Here is an 18,768-nt window from a genome sequence, read left to right on the forward strand (position 1 = left end):
CTTTAAGACAATTGTTCCGGAATGTCTTAAGTAATTCAGAACAAGTAAATAGCGAATTTGAATATTCCTCATCCCGCAACACAAAGGAGTACGTCTAAATATGCAGTTTCTAGTAGTTGATGATAACTCTGTTGATCGAAAATTTCTGTCATCTTTGCTTGAGGAAATGGGACATCATGTTGAGGCTTGCGAAAGTACTACAGGAGTTGCTAGTAAGCTCTCAAGCGGACAATATGACTGTCTATTTTTAGACATTGTTATGCCACAACAAGATGGCTATAAATTTTTGCGCGAACTTCGAACTAAAGAAGAGACCGCTGCGCAGAACGTTGTTTTTTGTTCTAGTAAAAAGACTCCTGTGGAAATTAAATATGGTCTGCGTCGCGCTGGAGCCAACGACTATATTACTAAGCCAGTGAGTCGCGAGAAATTAGCTGAGGTTTTGAGCAAACTGTAGCTTTCTCTAGCCTCATAGACTATTAAGTGTGCTGAACAGGTCTTCTTTGTAAACTTCATAATGCCTCTGACGCCGTAAGGTTACTCCAATGGATTTTAATAACGATTCTTTAGAGTTAACATCTTCAGAAACTCAATACATTCTTACTCAAGTGGGAATGCGTCGTGTGGCATTTCCTGCTGAGTCTGTTGCTGGTATTTTGCTGGCAGAAAGATCCCATATTTTATCTTTGCCTTTTTATCACGAGGCCATTTTAGGTGTTGTTCATCATCAAGGACAGCTGGTTGCTCTGATGATGCTACAGCAGTTGTTGGAGGACGGGCTAGGTACGTCTCGTGAGGTCTTTAATGCGGTGCAACTGACTGCAAGCGTAGGTGCACCGGGTTTGGGTTTGATTGTTGATCAGTTGCTTGGAAATTGTAGTGAAGAGCAGCTCTCAAACGATGGCACAATCACTCTTTTTAAATCAGACACTCTACCGCCAGAGCTATGGCAACCGAAGCGTTGGATTCCTCTAGCCTCCTAGTACACAACGACAGAAATATGCTCACCATGCAAAATCTTGGGAAAGCTTATCCGCCTTAGGTTTGAATTCTAAATGTTGCATTTTGAATTCCGCGTAGCGGTACTAGATGTCAATTTAGATGACTCTAATTTGTTAACTATCCAAAATCTACCGAAAAAACAATTTTAATAACCCGCTATTTCGGTGATCAATATTGCCGAAATAGCCTTTGGTGAGAGTCACCGACTAGGCTCAGAACCTGAGGGTCCAGCGATCGATAGCAGCTCTTCAAAACAATCTTTCTCTTCCTATTCACTTGTCAAATTTTCAGGAACACAATCACCATGACTGCCCCGAGCCAGAACACATGGGATGCTCCCAAACAGGCCGTTGAGATTGAAGGTACAGAGTTGACAGAGTCTTCATCAGCTTCCAAGTCTGCTGATGAGTTGGCATCACCTGCACCCTTAAATTCAACACTGTCTTCAGAGGTCGCCTTCCCAAAGCCTATCTTTCGTAAAGGATTGAGTATTGGCACGAAAGCGACTGTTTTAGCGGGGATTTTTGGTGTCTTGCCGGTATTAGCGGTGGGTATTCTCTCTTATCGTTCAGCTGACAGTTCCATTACCGAGAGGATTGCGCAACACGAGATTATTGAGGCTGATCAGCTTTCTGATCAGCTTCAGCAGTTTTTGCAGGAGCGGCGAGCTAACATCACTACGATGGCTGATATTGTCAGCGATTCTGGTTTGCTAGATACTGTAACTCCTGCTGCCGATGAAGCTGATGTGGATTCTCGTGATAGAGGGGACGAGAGCGACGAGGATACTACAGAAACAGAACTGGAAGAAACGATCGCCCGAGAACTCACAGGTCTGATCGAGAACTATCGTACCTATTCTCAGATAGCTGTTCTAGATCTTCAGGGGGATGTGGTGGTGCAGTCTGAAGGCTCGGCGCGTGCGCCTAACCAGAAGGACTTTCCCTATTTTCAGACGGTGTTAGAAACTGAGCAGCCTGTAGTTAGTGAGCCTGTCCTGAGTGAACCGAATGACCCTAATAGTGAACGTGTTATTTACGTAGCTGCACCTATTTTGGATCTAAACGGAAGCGGTATTCAGGGAGTCCTTAGCGCTGAGGTACCGGTTGGTTTTATTGGTAGTGCTGTCCTGCTGAAAGCGGTGGATTCCGAAGAAGGTCACACTTTTCGTCTAGTGGATAGTGAGGGCAAAATATTTCAAAGTTTGCCAATTGTCGCGGACGACAATCCAATAGGTCAGCCGATCGCAGACATCCTGCCGACCTTTCCAGACATCAATGCCGAGAAGCAAATTACGGCCTGGATTGAGGATAGCCCTGTCGAGGGCGACGTATTAGGCGCATATGCGCCGATGAGGGGATTTGCCACCCTGGATTGGAGTGTGGTCTCCTCAGTTGACACTGACCTCGTCTTTCTTCCCCAGCAGCAACTCTTAAGAACGATTGTGCTGGGTTCGGCCATTACTGGCATCATCTCAGTATTGTTGGGAATTTTGTTAGCGAACAGAGCGACCCAGCCTGTTAAAAATGCCGCTGAAACTGTGGAATTGATTGGACAGGGTAAGCTGCATGCCCGTATGGAAGTTCAAGGCCGCGATGAATTGGCCATTCTCGGTTTCAACATCAACCAGATGGCCCAGCAGATCCAAGGCTTGCTGCAAACTCTGCGTCAAAACGCGAAGCAGCTGGGAATTCAGAACAATGTGCTGTCAGAGCTAGCTCGGGACGAAGGTTTGATTCAAGGAGATGCCTATGAGGCAGCGAAAGCGTTTACTGAGGCTATTTCTACGACGCTTGAAGTGCATCGAGTCAGCATCTGGGTTTATCAGCCTGAAGAAGAGCAATTGCACTGTCTTTGTAGCTATGATCGCGAGGACTCAATGCAACCTTCACCTCAACCGTTACCCGTTGCAGCCACGCCTAATTACTACGCCCTAATTTCTGAGAACCAGAACCTCATTGTCGATGACGTTGCCAAGCAGGATGTCACACGGGAATTGCAAACGGGTGGTCACCTAGATACTAAGACGGTTTCCCTGTTGGAAGTGCCGATTCAGAGTTCAGGTAGCTACATTGGCAGTGTTCGATGTGAGCACTTCGATTCTGTGCGGGAATGGAAGCCGCAGGAACAAACGTTTGTGAGTTCGGTATCCAACCTGATATCCCTAGCCCTGGAGAGTGAAGTCCTACAGGACGAAGTCAGCCACCTGCTGGATGTGGTTTCAGAGGTGGAAGACGGTAACCTAGCAACGCAAGCCCAGGTGAGCGATCGCTCCACGGGCCTAGTGGCTGACACCTTCAACCGCTTGATCGAGCGACTATCGGATGTTTTGCAGCAGGTTGTCGACACCGCTCGTCAAGTCTCTCTAGAAGCAAACCAGCAGCGATCTCAGGCCGCATCAGTTGCCGCCAATGCCGAGCAGCAAGCTCAGGAAGTGAGCCAGGTGATGCAGCTTGCTGAAGAAGTGGAAGAAGCGGCTCAAGGCTCAGCTCAACTGGTGCAGATGACGAACCAGTCGCTGTTAACGGTACAAAATTCTGTGGAACAGGGTCAGCAGGCCATTACCAGTCTGACGCAAGGGATTGGCATTCTGCAGGATGGTAGTGACCGGATCATCCAGCAGATGAAAACGCTGGGTGAATTTGTAGGCTTAGCCGACCAGTTTGTGCAAGACCAAAGTCAGATTGCCTCGCTCACTCAGACTCTGGCACTCAATGCCTCCCTCGTGGCTGCCCGAGCGGCTGAACAGCGTGACCCCAGACAATTTGCAGTTGCTGCTCGTGAGTTTAACTCCATTGCAACTCAGGTCAGCCAGCTGGCTCAACAAACCAACAACAGCCTGACCACCCTAGAGGATCGCAGTACGCAGATCCATACAGTGGTGTCTGCTATTGATGCTGATGTCCAGGGCTTAGGTGGACTAGTACAAGGCTTTACCCAAGGCGTTGAACAAACGAACCAGGTATTTAACGAGGTTCAGGGCAGTACCGTTGAGGCCGTATCAGCGGGAGAAAATATTTCTCAATCCAGTACTGAGATTGTGAAAGCGGCTCAGTCTGTGGCCGAGGTGGTCCGAGACATTACCCGGATTGCCACTGAGTCAGCCGAATCAACACAACAGTTTAGTCAACAGGCTGATCGCATCGACAGTCTCTCTAGTCAATTGCTAGAGAAAACAGAGTTCTTCCAGCTACCAACGCCTGTCCTCAATACCGACCCTGTTATCGATACGCCAGCTCTAGAGATTTATGACGCTGAAGCCACGGATACTAAAACGGCAATCAATGGGGGTTGGTCATCAACTGATGAAAATGGTAGCGCGACGCCGACAGATGATGCCGACTCTGATACAGCAGTGGCTGCATCAGTAGCATCCGATGAAGTAACTGCATTAGACAGCGACGCAACCTCTAATGGCAGTTCGTCAGCAGATGAGCTGTTGACTTCAGACGTTCAAGATATTGCTTCTAGTAATAGCTACTCCGTTCACTGAAGTTCGCGGGCGGTTGACTCGTGATTCTCCCGCCAGCGAGTTAAATCGGCAGCGACTTTTCGAAAGCATTATGAGTTTTTGATCAAGCCTTACACCTCTTCCCTGTACCTATGTCCTCCTCTATCTTGACTTCCTCAGATTCTCAGCATCCTCATGCAATCAAGGCTCGTCGACCCTCCAAATTTCAGGTCGGTTTACGTGGGCGGTTAACACTGACGGCGATCGCTTTGGCCGTCACTCCTGTACTGTCAGTAGGCGGGCTGTTGTACGGGATGACGGGACAGAGTATTGCCCGCCGCAGCGCTCAGGAACAAATTGTCCAGACTCAACTCGCGGCAGCGGCTGTACACGATGTCCTCAGATCTCGTTATCAAAGTGCAACGGCCATTTCAGGGCTGGCTGTTTTTACAGACCCAACTTTGCGACAGCAAACCACCACCGCTCAGAAGAAACAGGTGCTCGATACCTTTTTACAAAGGACCGACGGTGTTGAAAACATTGCCTTCTTGAGTAATGGCGGTCAGCTTCTGTTTCAAGCCGACAGCGATCAGCCGCTATCAACCAACGTGGGACAACAAGCGTTTGTTGAAAGAGCGCTAGAGAACCAGCGCCCTACGATGAGTCCGTTTACAGCCTCTGAGGACGCAGAACTCCAAGTGGATTTTGCAGCTCCTGTCTTAGATGCCAATAGCAATCAAGTGATTGGTCTGATCTATCTCAGAATGCCAGGTAGAACGCTGCAATTTGCCCTGGAAAGCTTGCAGACGGAGGCTCCCACTTGGTTCCTAGTCAATCCTGAGGCGCAGATAGTAGCCGGCTCAGAACCGGACAGCTTGGGGCAATCGGCAGACAATCGTTGGTCAGAGATTGCGGCTCAGGTGGCAGCCCAAAAGCCAGATAGTGGCTTTCAACGCCAGCCTGGCGGTCGTCGGGCGCTGCTGAGTTATGCGCCCCTACCGCTCTCTGATGATTTACCCCAGCAAACGTTAGGAGTCTTGTTATCGACTGAAGTCGCTTCAACCCTCACTCCTGCCAATCCACTGCTCTGGGCGCTCCTTTTGGGTACTGGCATATCGGCCATAGCCGCAGCCGTGCTGGCGTCTATCGTTGCTCAAAAGTTGACTCAGCCGATCCATCAGGTCTCCGCAGCGATCGCGCAGCTCAGAAAGGGCAACTTCGACATTAATGTGCAAATTCACAGCGATACTGAACTAGACAATCTAGGCAATAGTCTGAACAATCTAGGCCAATATCTCAACCAGCAGCTGGACAGCACTTATCGGGAATATACGCATCAACAGCAGCTGTTAGAGCAGCAATGGACTCAGGAGTATGAGCAGCTGCAGGCCGATATTCTACGGATTGGGCAGGTGTTAGCGGCTCTCCAAGTCGGGAATTGGTCTCATCCAGAAACGGTGACTAATAGTGAGGCGACAGCGCCAGCGGCGATTGCGTTGAATCAGATGGTGCAGGCGCTCGGGGAAGTGCTGGGTAGTCTTTTGGACCTCAGCGATCGAGTCACCCAGCGAGTCGATGCGCTCAAGACAGGAACGACCGATGTGCTCAAGCTTGCTGATCAACAGCAGCAAGCTTCAGTCGAGGCTTGCACAGCTCTTTCTCAAGTTGAATCATCATCGCAAAACACCCGCCAACAGGCGCTTTCAACCCACGAAACCTTAGAAAAGACGCAGTTTATTCTGACCCAAGGCCGTCAGGATCTGAATGCGTTGGTGGACAACGTGGATGAACTACAGCAAGGGACGACCCAGATTGTTCAGCGACCGAAAACGCTGGCAGAGTTTGTCGATTTGGCGGCTCAATTTTCCAAAGAGCAAAAGCGAGTTGCCGCTCAAACACGGGTGCTTGCTCTGAATGCATCGATGCTGGCTTCACGAGCTAGCAGCCAGCAAGATCCTGGTCAGTTTGCCAGCGTTGCCCACGAATTTGAGACGATCGCCCAACAAATTAACGACCTAGCAGTAGAGGCGAATCAAAACCTAATTCTGCTGAAACAGCGATCAGATCAGATTCAAACAGTGATTTCAGGACTCGATCAAGATGCCCAAAACATCAGCGACATGGTGAGCGGCGTAACGTCTCAGATCGGCCAGTTCCAAGAAACATTCAAGAACCTACACGAGGTCAACACGCAAACGCAGCAACTGGTTGAGTCTGTGGCTCAGTTTAGTGAGTCGGCTACCCAATCTGCTCAAACCGCAACAGCACAGGTTCAGTCGCTAGAAGTAGGTTCCAAAACAGTCCAGCATCAAGTTCAGCGAACTCAGCAAGAAGCCGACCAGGCGCAGGGTGCCGCAGCAGCCCTACAGAGCCAGCTTCAATTTTTCCAGCTGTTTCCCAGTGAGGATTAGGGCTTTCCCCATACCCTTTTCCGGTCATCAGGTGTCTCGTCTGCCCAGTCTTTCTATCAGTGCATTGCAGTTTTGCTCAAAGTCGTCCCAGAACCATGCTCAATCCGGATAAAGCCCATCAGCCTTCTACCTACCAATCCCATTACGAGAATGAGAACATGGATTTAATGGATTCTCAGCTACAGCAAGAACTGCGCGGCATTTTTGAAGTCGATACTCAAAAGGGTTTGCAAACCTACATTGACCAAGTCACACGTCTGCATGCCGAAACTTGGTTTAACGACATTCAGATCCTCTACCGCGCTATTCACACCATTAAAGGGGGGGCAGTCACGGTGGGCGCTGACGCCATTCTCCAAGTTGCGATCGTATTGGAGGATCTGCTGTCAGATTTACGCCACCTGGAATCGGCTCCATCGATAGAAGACGGATGGCTGAGAGAGGCTTTGGTGGAAGCTGGGGAACTGTTGGCCTCGGCGACGGATGTTGAAGTTCGCGATGACGAAGCCCGGGCAAAGGTTCAGTCTTCAGTGCAGCGAATTGTAGATCTGCGATCGCAAATTCAGCAGCGATATTTGCCTCAGTGGAGTGATGAGAGGCAAATCCAACAAGAGTTTGCCCATCAGGGGTTTGAGCTGGTGGTGTTAGATTTGGAAATCGCACTGGAAAATATTGCGCACCAAGATGTCCTGCCGGATGGCATTATCCACACGGCTCGGAAAACCCTGGATCAGCTCTATCAAATTGGGCAAGATTTGCAGCTTTCCTCTGGCTGGGGCCATCTTCTTAGACAGGCTGAAGTTCTGATTCGTGAGCTCGATGCTGAGACCTGGTGTACCCAATGGCCTCGGTTGTTTGAGGCCATGAAAACCTGTGCCCAGAAAGGTGGAGAAGCGGTTGCCTTCGATTTACCCGTTCACAATTTTTCCTCTGAAGCAAGGGAGTTTGAACGGCTGGAGGAAGAACGGCCTGACTTAGAATCCAGGGAAGATCCATCAATAGAGGAGTCTGTCAGCTGGGATGCTCTAGCCACAGTTGATAGTGCAATGGCAGTCGATGGTGACAGCTCCCTCGATAGCAGTATCGCTTTTACGGATATTGGTGACTTTTTTGATGGACTGGGCGACCAAGAGGGTATCCCAAATTTTGACCAAGCAGAGGCGGATGCTGACCTGCAGCAGGGTTGGCTAGAGACTGATCGGGCCGGTGATGATGATGAAGCAGCGGATGCGATCGCCGATACCGCTGCCACCGATACCAACGATACACCACTCGCTCCGAACAACTTGCCCCCGGTTACTGCCACGACAGCACCTGAAGCTGAGGAACAAATTCAGATTCCCATTCCTTTAGAGAAGCTGGATCAAACAGCCCAAAATCTGGTTAATACCTTGCTCTCTGTGAGAAGTACCCAAGGAACGTATCAGGAATTACAAGCACAGGTCTTACAGCTTGCTTCATTGGGTCAAGAGGGAGCACAGTACATTACTCATCTGCGCCAGATTCAAGATGACTACGCCTTGATGGATAACCTCAAGCTAAATTTGCGAGAGTCAGGGCCGACGCCAGAACGTTATCGAGAGGGCTATATTGCCATCAACCGGTTGTTGGAAGTCAGCCTCCGACTTTCCGAACTGGGCGCAGAGGCAGAAAAATCGGCTAAGCAGATGACCGAAAGTCTGCAATTTCTGGACGGCAGTGTTCTCAAACTGAAAGATACGATTAATGAAAGCCGCCTGGTGCCGTTTCGTAACCTGGCCTTTCGTGCCAGAGCAATCTTGCGGGACTTAACGACTCGCTTTAACAAACCGGCCAAACTAGTCGTTCATGGAGAGCGAACCGAATTAGACGTTGGTACAGCTCGAAATCTTGAGCCTGCTCTCCTACACCTGATTCGCAACGCATTTGATCACGCCTTGGAGTTTCCCGAGGCGCGTCAGGCTCTCGGGAAACCAGAACAAGGAACCTTGACGCTATCGCTACAGCGGATTGGTAATACGTATCAGCTAGACTTTCAAGATGATGGCTGTGGTATTGACGCTGAGAAAATTCGCGATCGCGCCACCAATCTAGGGCTACCCCTGCAAAACACCTCAACATCAGCTGACTTGCTGGCGGTGATCTGTCAGCCTGGCTTTAGTTCCGAGAGTGAGGTGAGTGACCTTTCGGGGCGGGGTGTGGGTATGGATGTCGTGGCTGCTCAAATTAGCAGACTCGGCGGAAAACTCACCCTGGACACTAACTTAGGAACGGGTACGACCTTTCGTCTGCAATTTCCAGTTCCGCACTTGCTGGTTCCCTGTATCTTGCTGCAAGCCGGGGAATACGCCTTTGCTATTCCTGCTGAAGACATTAAAACCGTAGCTTTGTTGGAAAGTCTGCAAGCAACTGCGGTCAAAGAAGCTGACACGGTTTATTCCTGGCAGGTGAATATGGGGGATGCTGTGGTTCCTGGCCTCGATTTGTTGGAATACTGGCGGCCTCGTTTGGGCGATCGCCTGCTCGAAGAAACCGCCGTTTGTACCTATGTTCAGTCGCCATCCGAGCCTCAGGGGGTCTGGCTGATTGCTGATGAACTGCTCGGTCAGTCAGATTTGCTAATTAATTCCCTGCCATCGCCTTTACTATCACCAGCAGGTTTGATGGGAATTAGCCTACAGCCTGATGGAACGCTGGTGCCAGTCATTGATGCTTCTGCGATCGTGGATTGGCTCCATAGCGTACCTCAAGATTTCATCTCCGAGCTCAGCGGTCTGTCCGAGCTGAACTTTGAAGATACGATCGTCGATACGCCCACCATTTTGATCGTAGACGACGCTGCTCTGATGCGACGACGCTTGGCAGCGAGTCTGACCGCCTATGGTCACGACATCCATACTTGCGGGGACGGTCTGGAAGCTTGGAACTGGCTCAAGCTCAATCCCAAACCTGCCCTGATCATCACTGATATTGAAATGCCCAACATGGATGGCTTCACGCTGATCAATCGCTGTCGCCAAGAAGGCATGACAATGCCGATTTTGGTCGTTTCATCACGCTTATCAGAAGACTGGTTTGATGAAGCCCAACGACTGGGAGCCAACGATTATTTGACTAAAGGTTTTTCGACGTTGGAATTGATGAACAAAACAGAGGAACTTTTGTCATCAGCATCACCAGGAATCCTGAACAAAATCAATGTTTGATTTTCAACTGTATTTTCAGATGCTTGGGATGCTTAGCAATATCTTCCTTGAAAATAAAAATATTGCTCGTTAATCAGGCTGCGTGAGCAAAGAATGGGTGCGTATATGTTTATTGTCCGCTGTTCACTTGTAGATTTTTTCATCTGTTATGAAGCGTAGAAAACTTTTGAATCAAGTCGCATTAGGCGCTGCCGGTGCTGGAGTACTTGGTGCTTGTAGTAGGAGCGATCAATTTTATAAAGGAGGGGAAGGATCTTCTGCGTCTCAACCTCTTGTTGAGTGGCGATTAGCAAGCAGTTGGTCTGAGGATACGCCTCGTACTCAAGCAATGCAGCGACTCAGTGATCTTGTCAGAGAAGTTACGAACGATAAATTTCAGATCACCGTCTTTCCAGAGGGGAGTATTGCCCCTAAGCAAGAAATTTTACAGGCTGTTGAATCTGGCAGTGCTGAGTCTGGCTTCACACTGGGTCACTATTATCTAGATAGATCTCCCGTAATGTCTTTTGATGCGACTATGCCTTTTGGCCTGGATGAAAACCAGTATGAAATATGGTTGTATGGAGCCGGTGGGATAGAAATGCTACGCAAGGCTTACGCTGATTTCAATATTGTCAATTTTCCCGCTGGTGAAACAGGTAAACAAATGGGAGGTTGGTACAAGCAGAAAATCCAGTCTTTATCTGATTTACAAGGCCTTAAAATGCGCTTCAATGGTCTTGGGGGAAAAGTTTTCGAGCGCTTAGGAGTTGAGTTAGTAAAACTAGCACTCTCTGAAATTCGTCCTGCAATGGAGCGAGGCCAAATCGACGCAGCAGAGATTTCGAGTCCCTTCGAAGATGAATTAACTGGTATTGCTGAAGTCGCTCCATATTATTACTATCCAGGTTGGCAACAACCTCGATCTACGCTGAGCCTGTATGTCAACAAAGCCGCGTGGGAATCACTGCCCAAGAGTTATCAAACCGCAATTGACATGGCAACTGCTATCACTTATCGCGAGATGAAAGCTCTCTCTAGTAGTTCCAATGCGGCCGCGCTTCAACGGCTAAAAAGTAATAATGTGGAACTACTTGCCTTGCCCGCAGATATTCTCAATGCAGCCCAAGAAACAACCAATGAGTTACTCCAAGAGTATGCCAACCAAGATGCTGCTTTTCGGGAGATTTATGACCATGCAACCGCATTCTTTGAGGAATATTCTACATGGACTGGGCTAACTGCATGAGACTTAAAACGTCTTATGAAAGGCTGCCGTCTAATACAAGCAGACCGACAAAATTGTGAATCCCAAGGTATATTAAAGACAATATAAGTAGGCTTTTGATATACCCCTGATCATTCTGCTTGAGAGGATATTTAAAGAGCAATAAAGTGGATACATAGCTGGCCTCATTGAATTCAGTATCTTACCTTGAATCATGAGCATTTATCCAAGCTCTTCGAAGCCCCCATCCACATCTTAATAATTTAATTTGTGGTGATTGGGTAGCATGAACTAATTAGCATTCTGATCCTGCAACAGTAAGAGTCTTGAAACCTCAAAACTACGTTTAATTAGGTTCCTCCACTTATAGAAGTAAGTACTGCTGACTTACTCTTATCGTATTTTTAAATATCCTCCACAAGCTTCAGTTTAGTTATGCGGAACAGCATAGATATAAGACACCATCACGCCATACACTCTCACTTATCGAAAATTTTCCTAAGCCAGAAATGCTGCGGATGCAGCTCCTGATAAAGCCGCCAACAACAGAATCCAGGTTGGACTTAATAGTTGCCTAACACTTAGGACTGCGGCAACTACCGAGATCGCAATCAAGAGAGGATTGTCAAGTATGCTCCGACTTAGGGATAACGTTGCTGCACCTAGAAGGCCAATTGTTATAGGACCACAGACTAAATGGAATTTCTGAACCCACTGAGGACAACTCGAGCCACCCTCCATCCATGCAACACAGATCAGGACTAAAGATGTTGGTCCGAACATACCAAAGCCTGCAGCAATTGCTCCAGGAATCCCCGCCACGCTATTACCAATGTGCAGTACATGCAGCATGTTAGGCCCAGGTACAACCATTCCTAACGCGACCGCTTGGGCAAAGGCTTGTTGTCCCATCCATCCATGGACAAGAACAACTTGACGCTCCATCTCAGGGAGCACAGCCAAGGCACCACCAACACTGATAAGGTCAAGATAAGCAAAGGTTAGAAACAGCTCAAGCAGAATGTTCATCGCTGCCTCCATTACTCTGCTCTAACCACCATGCGACGGGTAGAACGAGCAAAAGCACCAAGGGGACAAACACCTGCAAAATACCCACTAAGGCGAATGTTGCTGCAGCAATGCCAACCCGAGTAGACGACTTCAAGCAAGAAGACAATTTACCAATAACTCCTACCAAAAGCCCGATCGCCGCCGCTGCCACTGCTGCAAGGGTAGCTTGAAAGACCACCTGCTGCGAAACTGACATCATTAAGTGAGACATCAGTAACACCACTAGCGCCCCTGGCAAAATAAAAGATGCGACTGCAACCAATGCACCGAATATGCCATGGAAGCGCCACCCCAGATAAGCTGCCAGGTTGACTCCATTAGGACCAGGTAACGATTGAGCCCAATTTAAACCTTTGAGATATTCTTGTTCAGTCAACCAGCCACGGTGGGTGAACTCATGTAGTAGCAAAGCACGAAATGTTCCTCCAAAAGCTTTAGCACCGACAGCCATGAACATCCGCGTCATCGCATACAACGATGGCGAATTCGCTCTTGATTGTGTAAGCATTGTAAATTAGTGCTCCCTGCTTCATGCTGCAACGGTAGCCAAAGGATAATATTCCTCACACCATTCTGAAAAAGAATCATGAAAAGGTCGAAGGGTGGCTTCAATATCTTGGCGCTCTTCTAAAGTTACAAGCTTTTCTTGGGTGCGTCCCTCGTTATCTTCAACACGATAGAAGGCTTTAGCTTCCCTAACATCCTTGTGTTGGATTCGGTTAAATGTTTCCGCATGATCATACTCAACTTCGCCGACAGATCGATGATCCTTTTCGCCGCAGGTAAAGCTATTAATATCAAATGATTTTTTCCAATGAATCATCTCATCGGTAAATGGGATCTCCCAGCGGTTACAAACAAGTTGAAAGACTTGGTAAGGATCTCGCAGTAAATGCTCTCGGGTTAGGCAGGTGACGTGATTGGAGATGTGTCGAGTGGCTACGAATGTCTTGAAAGTATGCTCGTAGGCAAGCTTAAACATTTCTATATCGCAAACTCCCCCCCAGCCTTGCTTCCCAGCGGCTTTACACTTTTTCCAAGAACTCCAAGTAGCGATAGGATCACGTAGAAGAAAAAGTGGTCGAGAGCAGCGAACAGCCTCGTCGTTGGGAAATATTTGAAAACAACACTCATCAGGCTGAGTATGACCCAGAACTTCTTTAGCAAAGAAAATTTTGCCCGGATATTTCGCAAATGAAGGATGCGTCTCATAAAAGAAACTGTAATCTGGACCTGTTCCCTCACGAATGCCCTCCTTTATGGGCTGATAGAAACAATGCACTTCAGAACTCTGATTGAGCGATTGCATAAAAGCTGTACTGCCGCTTCTGCAAGGGGAGACGAACAACCTGATTACTGACGATTTCATTGATGCAAACTCCTAATATCAACTTTGCTTCGAAAATAGGATCGTACAAGGGCACTGGATAATTTCTCCAAAGAGCCTACTGCATAAACAGCTGCTACGTTGAAGGAATACAAACCCCTCCCTTTTAGACATAGCAAAAGTTCACAGACAACTGTAGGAACCCGAAAAAAGCTTGGTTTCTACGCCGCTATGTGACAAGTAGCTAACCAACACTTTTTGGAGATCTCAAGACGTTGGAGAACTCATGATTAAGTTTCTAGGTAATAGTAAAACCGTGAAAGATAGCCATGTTGCCTGCAACAGCCTCCAGGCAACATGGACGAAGCCACTGAATTTCTAAGCCCACTCCCCCACAGCAACCTTAGTAAAAGACTTAATTTCAATACCATGACCAGAGGGATCAGCTACAAACAAAACGTGTTGCTCATGCCCCTTGCCAATAAAGCGAGCATGCGGTTGGAGTATGAGCTTAACTGCATGATTTAGAAGACTATCCCGTACCTTAGAAAATTGCTCAAAAGATAAGGCAGCACCGAAGTGAGGTACGGGTACATCCTCAGCATCAACCTCACGCCAAAGTTCCCATGCCTGATACTCCGGAACCTCATGACACGTTAACTGACTACCGAAAAAGTCGAAATGAGCTGACGTAGCCGACGCTCTGCGTTCTTCTACACCGAGAATGTCCCTATAAAATTTACGTGTTTCTTTGAGCGAAGTGACTGGTATGGACAGATGAAAAGGGACCAGCTTAACGATGTTTTCTGCTTCAGCAGTGGTAGCTTCTGCTGCTTTCTGAATATCTCGAAACTCCGCCTCTAGTGCAATATTGCTTTTATCTAAACCTTTCATAGAAACACCTAAACGCTAAACTCTAAAGAATGCCAATTGGCACAAATTACTCGAAATAACGGTTACAGAGATCATGCGAAAACCGAAGAACTGATTTGGGAGATTCCCCTTAATCAGAATGGCTCGAATCACTCAGCTAACTTCCCTATAGCAACGCAGATCAATAAATCCAACCTAAGCCGGACATTCCAGTCAGTAGTCGAAAATATCTCCCAATCACAATCACTGCTGATTACAAGAGGGATTAATCCAACATGTAAGGAACGTAAAATCAAGCGTATTTTTTGAAAGAAGATCGTTAGCTCTCAGCAATCTGTCGAGTCGGTTGAAGAATCGCTGAAATGATAAGGCTCAATAGCTCTTTCTGGCTCATAGATACACCCAGGTTTATTGACAGTGAAATGACATCCGTAACCTTTTAACAATAATTCATGATAAACGCTCTACTTACAGTAATCTTTAATACATTTACTTAATCTTCAAGATACCGTCAATAGACTTTCAAGTCTCCTTTAAATAACCGGTAGGATTCACTGATGGTTCTTGTGGCGCTTGAGAATGTTAGAGCAGAATCTGAGCAAGAGCTTGCTTTTGCCCTTAGGTTGATTTGGGCCATGGCTAGAAACTTTGCTGGAACCATGCGTAATCTCACCTTCTTTATCCTCTATCAAGGAACGTGGATAGCGGTTTAGCTGATGAATGTGTGGCTCTTCTGGAGTTGCCAGACAGCAATAATACAAACAATAGTGCTATTCTGGTTATTGACCTGGACCCATGCGGTCACAACGCCCAAACTATGTCAGGACCGGAAGGTAGCAGCATTACGGGATGCTTGTGACAGGCGTGGACTCCGGGTCTTTTAGTATCCAGGTGATTTGCTTAAGAGGCATCACCAGCGACTTTCATCGTTTTTCCATCTTCTGTTAAGACGGTTAACCCCAGTAGTCAAGTTAAGCGTCAGGTCTTTATCCTAGAAGCAGGTATCTATAAAGGAAGGGCATGGCAGGTTTTGGTGACCTCGTTCAAAAAGCTTTCTACCTAGGTGTAGGAGCAGCGTCTTACGCCGGTGAAAGAGCAGGTAGTACTCTTAAAGACCTGCGTGAACAAACCCAGTCGGTCGTCAATGAGCTGGTAGAGCGTGGAGAATTGACCGCTGAGGAAGCGCAGCAGCTACTTAACAAGATGATGAAACGGGCTGAGGAAACAGTCAGTACACCAGCGGATGTTCCGAGAGAAGAGCCTCGCCGCATTGAAATCTTAGATGAAGAAGAAGAACCTACTGCTGAAGCTCGGGAAGCTGAGGCATTACGTCAGCAGGTTGAGGCGATGCGTCATCAGCTGGAAGAATTGAAACGAAAGAGCAGTCAATGAACGATTTTGAAGATTGGGTAAGAGAGCTAAATGCGTTTCTCTCAAATACAGCTCGTGTTACCGAGGAATGGGCTGAGCATACGCTTCACACAACGGTTGAGGTTGCTGACACTTTTGCTGAGGAACTGGAAAAACAAATTCGTCCAACTTTAGAGCGTTGGGCTGACGAGGTCGATCAGTCTCTAGAGCCTTTGGAAACAGCCTTGGGGGACGAAATTGAGCGTTTCACGGACGAATTTATTGAGATCGTTAATCCGGTGGTAGTGCCGTTAGTTGGGGCACTTGAAACATGGGTAGAGGCGATGGCTGCACCGATTAACAGTCATGTTGATCCAGTCGTCAATGAACATACTACCTGCATCGGCTGCAAGCACTACTATGGGCAGGCTCATGGCGGCCAAATGTTGGTCTGTGCCATGTATCCCTATGGTCCTGATGCTGAGACCTGCCCTGATTGGGAATCAGTTTGGGGTCAGCCCCCTAATAACGAATAGAAGTGTCCGACTGGACCTTGACCTTGACCGATGCGAAGGGAATGTTGGAGTGCCTGCGTTACGTAGTTCTTTGCAGAGCGTACAGCAGTCAATGCATCTTGGTTAAGGGCTAGATTGGCCGCGATCGCGGCTGACAAGGTGCACCCTGTTCCGTGAGTGTCTGACGTATGGACTGTTTCTGTCGTTAAGACTTCTAAGCGATCGCCGTCATACCAAACGTCCACGCCTTTGAGTTGTCCAGTCATGCCACCGCCTTTGACCAACACAGCGTGACAGCCTGAAGCATAAATGTTCTCGGCGGCGACCTTCATATCCGCTAAGGTATCAATTTTGGAACCGCTGAGGATTTGAGCTTCGTAGCGATTGGGAGTTAGAACGGTAGCTAGCGGTAAGAGTTTTTCGGTTAGAACGGCAATTGCAGTGTCGTCTATTAGTTTGGCCCCTGTCCGAGAGACCATGACCGGGTCCACGACACAGGTATCTATTTTGAGTCGAGAGAGTGTCTCAGCGACAGCCGCCATGATTTCAGCATTGAGCAGCATCCCTAGTTTGACGCTCTGGATGCCGATATCTTCAACAACGGCCTCTATCTGCGCCACCACTGCCTCTGTCGGGATTGCATCAACCCGGGTAACGCCACAGGTGTTTTGAGCCGTAACGCAAGTGATCGCACTTGTGCCGTGAACTTTATGGAAAGCAAACGTTCTTAAGTCAGCTTGAATCCCTGCTCCGCCGCCACTATCGGACCCTGCGATGGTCATCGCGACTGGAGGAGTCTGGGTATTTTTTGCCATTGTCTACCTCTTCTAAAGCCCAGACCGTAGCGTTTCATATTAGATCATCGGGTGCACTCGCAAAATTCTAAAACCTGAGTCCGTCGTCATCAGTCTGATTTCACGTAATGCCCCTACAGCAACCATATTGTCGATAACTCGACAGAGCAGTTCAACCGAAACTTGTAAAGGCGATCGATCGCCCTCTTGGCTAAGCTGATTAGACATCATAGGCTTAGGCAGCGCAAGCTGCGTCATTAAGCTGTATGTGCCGCCAGTCAAATTTTCAGCAGTTATGAGCTATCGATTCAGCAGCAGACTGCCTAGCGATTATTGGGACGACGACGCTGTAGAAACTCTGGAATATCTAAGCCTGTTGTTCCACTGTTGGTTTCCTGCTTAGGACTGGGAGGCGCGATATTGAGTTTGTTGCGCTTCAGTGGCGTGATTCGCGCTGCATCGACTTGACCGCTGCTATGAGATTCTAGGTTGAACCCTGTTGCAATGACCGTTATCTGCACCTCACCCTGCATGCGCTCGTCGATGACGGCACCGAAGATGATATTGGCATTGGGATCGACGGCTTCGTAAATGATCTCAGCAGCAGAGTTGACCTCATGTAGAGTCAGGTCCGAGCCTCCAGTGATATTGAAGACGGCACCAGACGCTCCATCAATGGAGGACTCTAACAAAGGCGAAGAGATGGCCGCGATCGCCGCCTCACGGGCCCGAGATTTGCCAGAACCAATCCCGATTCCCATAAGAGCTGAGCCAGCATCTGCCATAACTGCGCGGACGTCCGCAAAATCAACGTTGACCAGCCCTGGAATGGTGATGATATCTGAAATACCCTGCACACCCTGCCGCAAAACATCATCAGCAGATTGAAAAGCTTCCTGAACGGGAGTTTGTTCAGAGATAACAGAAAGTAGGCGATCGTTAGGAATGACAATGAGCGTATCAACTCGGCTTTGCAAGGCAGCGATGCCCTCATCTGCCTGTCCCGTACGTCGTCTACCTTCAAAGGTGAAGGGGCGAGTTACGACGCCAACGGTCAAAGCGCCTGATTCCTTAGCCACCTCAGCGACAACAGGGGCAGCTCCAGTGCCAGTACCCCCACCCATGCCAGCGGTGATGAAGACAAGATCAGATTCTTCCAAAGACGAAGCAATCTCGTCTCTAGACTCTTCGGCGGCCTTTTGACCAATGGCAGGGTTTCCGCCTGCACCTAAGCCTCGGGTAAGTTTCTGCCCGATCTGCAAGCGATTTTCTGTGGATGTATTGAGTAACGCTTGGGCGTCCGTGTTGACAGTCCAGAATTCAATTCCAGAGAGGCCACTGTGAATCATGCGGTTGACTGCATTGCAGCCCCCTCCGCCAACACCGATAACTTTTATCTTTGCAATATTACTGGGCACAGTCTCACCGTTTAGGAGCATTTCTCCAGGAGCTAATCTGGCATCACCATTACTGTTGTCAAACATACGAGGAGGATTAGGGTTAAGACGGCTTTCATCCACCTGGATAGATGAAGGCGCATATTCAGTGTGAACATGGGCACCATTTACCGAAAAACCGTCGG

The 18,768-nt window shown here is 48.3% G+C and carries 16 protein-coding genes and 1 other RNA gene; 10 read left to right on the plus strand and 7 right to left on the minus strand.

What is annotated here, in order from left to right; genetic code table 11:
- Positions 1-100: 100 nt before the first annotated feature.
- From PN498_RS04710 to PN498_RS04735, 6 genes are all read left to right on the plus strand, one after another.
- Complete coding sequence (locus tag PN498_RS04710) at positions 101-457, plus strand: response regulator (protein ID WP_272061539.1); 357 nt, start codon at positions 101-103, stop codon at positions 455-457.
- An 88-nt stretch (positions 458-545) separates the two neighbouring features.
- Positions 546-983, plus strand: a complete 438-nt coding sequence (locus PN498_RS04715; protein ID WP_272061540.1) for a chemotaxis protein CheW — start codon at positions 546-548, stop codon at positions 981-983.
- A gap of 323 nt (positions 984-1,306) precedes the next feature.
- Positions 1,307-4,495: a cache domain-containing protein gene (locus tag PN498_RS04720; protein WP_272061541.1), complete on the plus strand. Its 3,189-nt coding sequence runs from the start codon at positions 1,307-1,309 to the stop codon at positions 4,493-4,495.
- Positions 4,496-4,605: 110 nt separating this feature from the next.
- Entirely contained in the window at positions 4,606-6,864 is a 2,259-nt protein-coding gene (locus tag PN498_RS04725) for a cache domain-containing protein (protein WP_272061542.1), read from the plus strand.
- 95 nt (positions 6,865-6,959) lie between these two features.
- A complete protein-coding gene (locus PN498_RS04730; protein ID WP_272061543.1) occupies positions 6,960-10,049 on the plus strand; it encodes an ATP-binding response regulator in 3,090 nt (1,029 codons plus the stop codon).
- A gap of 148 nt (positions 10,050-10,197) precedes the next feature.
- Positions 10,198-11,277 (plus strand): TRAP transporter substrate-binding protein, encoded by a 1,080-nt coding sequence (locus PN498_RS04735; RefSeq protein ID WP_272061545.1) that lies wholly within the window; start codon positions 10,198-10,200, stop codon positions 11,275-11,277.
- A gap of 477 nt (positions 11,278-11,754) precedes the next feature.
- Here the strand turns inward: PN498_RS04735 and PN498_RS04740 are convergent, their stop codons facing one another.
- From PN498_RS04740 to PN498_RS04755, 4 genes are all read right to left on the minus strand, one after another.
- On the minus strand, positions 11,755-12,285 hold the full coding sequence (locus PN498_RS04740) for a chromate transporter (RefSeq protein WP_272061546.1): 531 nt from the start codon (positions 12,283-12,285) through the stop codon (positions 11,755-11,757).
- Positions 12,269-12,835, minus strand: coding sequence for a chromate transporter (locus PN498_RS04745; protein ID WP_272061548.1), 567 nt, complete (start codon positions 12,833-12,835; stop codon positions 12,269-12,271). The genes PN498_RS04740 and PN498_RS04745 overlap by 17 nt, the downstream gene beginning before the upstream one ends.
- A gap of 21 nt (positions 12,836-12,856) precedes the next feature.
- Positions 12,857-13,636, minus strand: coding sequence for a hypothetical protein (locus tag PN498_RS04750; RefSeq protein WP_272061550.1), 780 nt, complete (start codon positions 13,634-13,636; stop codon positions 12,857-12,859).
- A gap of 396 nt (positions 13,637-14,032) precedes the next feature.
- A complete protein-coding gene (locus PN498_RS04755; RefSeq protein ID WP_272061552.1) occupies positions 14,033-14,548 on the minus strand; it encodes a VOC family protein in 516 nt (171 codons plus the stop codon).
- Positions 14,549-15,084: 536 nt separating this feature from the next.
- On the opposite strand from PN498_RS04755, the gene PN498_RS04760 reads away from it, so the two are divergent.
- The 4 genes from PN498_RS04760 (at position 15,085) to PN498_RS04775 (ending at position 16,413) form a co-directional block, all read left to right on the plus strand.
- On the plus strand, positions 15,085-15,240 hold the full coding sequence (locus PN498_RS04760; protein ID WP_272061553.1) for a hypothetical protein: 156 nt from the start codon (positions 15,085-15,087) through the stop codon (positions 15,238-15,240).
- A gap of 71 nt (positions 15,241-15,311) precedes the next feature.
- An RNA gene (ffs, locus tag PN498_RS04765) (signal recognition particle sRNA small type) lies at positions 15,312-15,408 on the plus strand.
- Between the two features lie 139 nt (positions 15,409-15,547).
- Positions 15,548-15,919: a phasin family protein gene (locus PN498_RS04770; protein WP_272061555.1), complete on the plus strand. Its 372-nt coding sequence runs from the start codon at positions 15,548-15,550 to the stop codon at positions 15,917-15,919.
- A complete protein-coding gene (locus PN498_RS04775) occupies positions 15,916-16,413 on the plus strand; it encodes a hypothetical protein (protein ID WP_272061556.1) in 498 nt (165 codons plus the stop codon). Before PN498_RS04770 ends, PN498_RS04775 begins: the two co-directional genes overlap by 4 nt.
- Here PN498_RS04775 and thiD read toward each other — a convergent pair.
- The 3 genes from thiD to ftsZ all read right to left on the minus strand — a co-directional run bounded on the left by thiD (position 16,392) and on the right by ftsZ (position 18,625).
- Positions 16,392-17,207, minus strand: coding sequence for a bifunctional hydroxymethylpyrimidine kinase/phosphomethylpyrimidine kinase (gene thiD / locus PN498_RS04780; protein WP_272061557.1), 816 nt, complete (start codon positions 17,205-17,207; stop codon positions 16,392-16,394). The genes PN498_RS04775 and thiD overlap by 22 nt on opposite strands.
- 39 nt (positions 17,208-17,246) lie before the next feature.
- A complete protein-coding gene (locus PN498_RS04785) occupies positions 17,247-17,444 on the minus strand; it encodes a hypothetical protein (protein ID WP_272061558.1) in 198 nt (65 codons plus the stop codon).
- A gap of 65 nt (positions 17,445-17,509) precedes the next feature.
- Positions 17,510-18,625 carry a cell division protein FtsZ gene (gene ftsZ / locus PN498_RS04790; protein WP_272061570.1) on the minus strand — a complete coding sequence of 372 codons (1,116 nt, stop codon included), beginning with the start codon at positions 18,623-18,625 and terminating at the stop codon, positions 17,510-17,512.
- Between the last annotated feature and the right edge of the window lie 143 nt (positions 18,626-18,768).

The sequence above is a fragment of the Oscillatoria sp. CS-180 genome (genome assembly GCF_028330965.1).
Classification (GTDB): Bacteria; Cyanobacteriota; Cyanobacteriia; order Phormidesmidales; family Phormidesmidaceae; genus Halomicronema.

Excerpts from the sequence above, each read along its gene's own strand:
- PN498_RS04710 (WP_272061539.1), top strand. The coding sequence starts at position 101 with ATGCAGTTTCTAGTAGTTGATGATAACTCTGTTGATCGAAAATTTCTG.
- PN498_RS04715 (WP_272061540.1), top strand. The coding sequence starts at position 546 with ATGGATTTTAATAACGATTCTTTAGAGTTAACATCTTCAGAAACTCAA.
- PN498_RS04720 (WP_272061541.1), top strand. The coding sequence starts at position 1,307 with ATGACTGCCCCGAGCCAGAACACATGGGATGCTCCCAAACAGGCCGTT.
- PN498_RS04725 (WP_272061542.1), top strand. The coding sequence starts at position 4,606 with ATGTCCTCCTCTATCTTGACTTCCTCAGATTCTCAGCATCCTCATGCA.
- PN498_RS04730 (WP_272061543.1), top strand. The coding sequence starts at position 6,960 with ATGCTCAATCCGGATAAAGCCCATCAGCCTTCTACCTACCAATCCCAT.
- PN498_RS04735 (WP_272061545.1), top strand. The coding sequence starts at position 10,198 with ATGAAGCGTAGAAAACTTTTGAATCAAGTCGCATTAGGCGCTGCCGGT.
- PN498_RS04740 (WP_272061546.1), bottom strand. The coding sequence starts at position 12,285 with ATGAACATTCTGCTTGAGCTGTTTCTAACCTTTGCTTATCTTGACCTT.
- PN498_RS04745 (WP_272061548.1), bottom strand. The coding sequence starts at position 12,835 with ATGCTTACACAATCAAGAGCGAATTCGCCATCGTTGTATGCGATGACG.
- PN498_RS04750 (WP_272061550.1), bottom strand. The coding sequence starts at position 13,636 with ATGCAATCGCTCAATCAGAGTTCTGAAGTGCATTGTTTCTATCAGCCC.
- PN498_RS04755 (WP_272061552.1), bottom strand. The coding sequence starts at position 14,548 with ATGAAAGGTTTAGATAAAAGCAATATTGCACTAGAGGCGGAGTTTCGA.
- PN498_RS04760 (WP_272061553.1), top strand. The coding sequence starts at position 15,085 with ATGGTTCTTGTGGCGCTTGAGAATGTTAGAGCAGAATCTGAGCAAGAG.
- PN498_RS04770 (WP_272061555.1), top strand. The coding sequence starts at position 15,548 with ATGGCAGGTTTTGGTGACCTCGTTCAAAAAGCTTTCTACCTAGGTGTA.
- PN498_RS04775 (WP_272061556.1), top strand. The coding sequence starts at position 15,916 with ATGAACGATTTTGAAGATTGGGTAAGAGAGCTAAATGCGTTTCTCTCA.
- thiD (WP_272061557.1), bottom strand. The coding sequence starts at position 17,207 with ATGGCAAAAAATACCCAGACTCCTCCAGTCGCGATGACCATCGCAGGG.
- PN498_RS04785 (WP_272061558.1), bottom strand. The coding sequence starts at position 17,444 with ATGACGCAGCTTGCGCTGCCTAAGCCTATGATGTCTAATCAGCTTAGC.
- ftsZ (WP_272061570.1), bottom strand. The coding sequence starts at position 18,625 with ATGCTCCTAAACGGTGAGACTGTGCCCAGTAATATTGCAAAGATAAAA.